1 protein-coding gene is annotated in these 1893 nt (G+C 65.0%); it reads right to left on the minus strand.

What is annotated here, in order from left to right; genetic code table 11:
* Positions 1-1893 (minus strand): type VI secretion system Vgr family protein (locus tag IGW03_RS37500; protein ID WP_194727464.1); only part of this gene is annotated, 1893 nt, incomplete at both ends.

Genomic DNA, 1893 nt, shown 5'->3' on the forward strand with positions numbered 1-1893 from the left:
GTATCGTGATCTTCCCGTTCGCCTCCATCTCGATCCGGCTCGCCCCCACCTCCAGCACGATCCCCGTCGCCGCCTTGAGCTTGATGAACTCCGTCTGCGACTCCAGCTCCACCCGCTTCTTCACCTTCGTCACATGGAAGCCGTTCGTCACCGTATTCGTCTGGTGCGGTCCGTTCACGACAGTGGCCTGCGTGTGCTGCACCGTGGTCACCATGTCCTTCTGCGAATGGATGTTGATCAGCTCCTGACCCTTCCGGTCATGGATCACCATCTCGCAGTACCCGCCTCCGCCAGGCGTCGAACGGCTCTTGAAGCCCATCACGTGCGCCGCGCCCGGCAACGCGTACGGCAGCGGCTGCGCGCTGTTGTACAGGCGACCGGTACATACCGGCCGGTCGGGATCGCCTTCGAGGTAGTCAATGATGACTTCCTGACCGATGCGCGGGATCGCGACAGTCCCCCAGCCGGCACCGGCCCATGGCTGCGACACCCGGATCCAGCAGGAGCTGCGCTCGTCGTGCCGGCCGTAGCGGTCCCAGGGAAACTGCACCTTGATGCGACCGTGCGGATCGGTATGGATTTCCAGCCCCTTGGGACCGACCACCGTGGCCGTCTGCGGGCCGGGCATGCGCGGCTTGCCGTGCCGGCGCCTGGGCCGGTACGGAATCTTGCGGCGGATGCAGCTGAAGCTGTTGGCATACACCGGCGTGTTGCCGCGGTCGGCGAAGTTGTTCCGGGCGTCGATGCTCACCGATACCACCAGGAAGTCGGCATCGCTCTCGTCATGGCCGTCGAACCAGTGGTGCTCGGTCAGCTGGAAGGTGCGGCCCGGCGACAGGCTGCGGCAGTCCGAGGCGCCGCCGAACAGCTTGGCCTGCCATTCCAGCACTTCCATCCTCTGCTTCGCCTCGTGTGCGCCTTCGCCGGCATTGCGGTACATGAAGGCCGGGTTGCCGTCGAACACTTCCAGTTCCGGCACGTCGCCCTGCCTGGCCAGCGTGGGCTGCTCGACATACTGCGGCGTGGACGGCGCCTTGAAGTCGAAGGTGTTGAGCGCCACGCGCGAGGACTGCAGGTTGCGCTGGGCCGAGAGCTGGCTGATGCCGCCGCGGTGGTGGGTGCGGTGGCCGCCGTTGAACTCCACCTTGGCATGATGCACATGCGGCTGGCAGAAGGCGGCGTTGCAGGAGTCGTCGCTGATGACGAGGGTATGGCCGTTGGCGCGGTGCTCGTAGTAGTAGAACAGGCCGTAGCGCTCCATCAGGCGACTGAGAAAATGCGCATCGGACTCGTGGTACTGGACGATGTAGTTCTCGGGCTGGTACTCGCCGGCTAAGCGGAACTGGTAGTCGGCGATGCCCTGATAGTCTTCGCGCAGCACGCGGTCGATGACCTGCTGCACGGTCTCGTCCTGGAAGATGCGGCAGTTGACGCGGCGGGTCAGAAACGACATCCAGGGCAGGACTTCGGCGTGGTAGCAGGCGAAGCCGCCGTCGGCATGGGAAAAGGCGAAGTGGTGGATGTAGCCGTTGAAGTAGTGCTCGCTGCCGTCGTCCTGCTCGATGCCGACAGTGACGTTCTTGCCCATGAGTTCCTTGAGTTCGATGCCGGCGTGGGTGGAGAGCAGCTGCAGGCGCAGGTGGAAGGGTTCGGACAGGGCGGCATGGGCGTGCAGCGTGTCGACCATGAGGGTTTTCTCGGGCGGCAGCGGGGAGGTGAAGCGCAGCAGGCGGTGGGTGTCGGTGAATTGGGGGATGCCCGCTAAAGCGGAGAGGCTTTCCTCGACGTCGTCGGCCTGTTCGGTGCTGGCGAAGGTGGGGAAGAACGGTGCGGTGGGGGTAGCGAAGTCGCGGATGGCTTGGCCGTGCAGCGGGTGGCCGGCGATGTTCAGCA

This window comes from Noviherbaspirillum malthae, assembly GCF_015352985.1.
Lineage (GTDB): Bacteria > Pseudomonadota > Gammaproteobacteria > Burkholderiales > Burkholderiaceae_D > Noviherbaspirillum > Noviherbaspirillum malthae.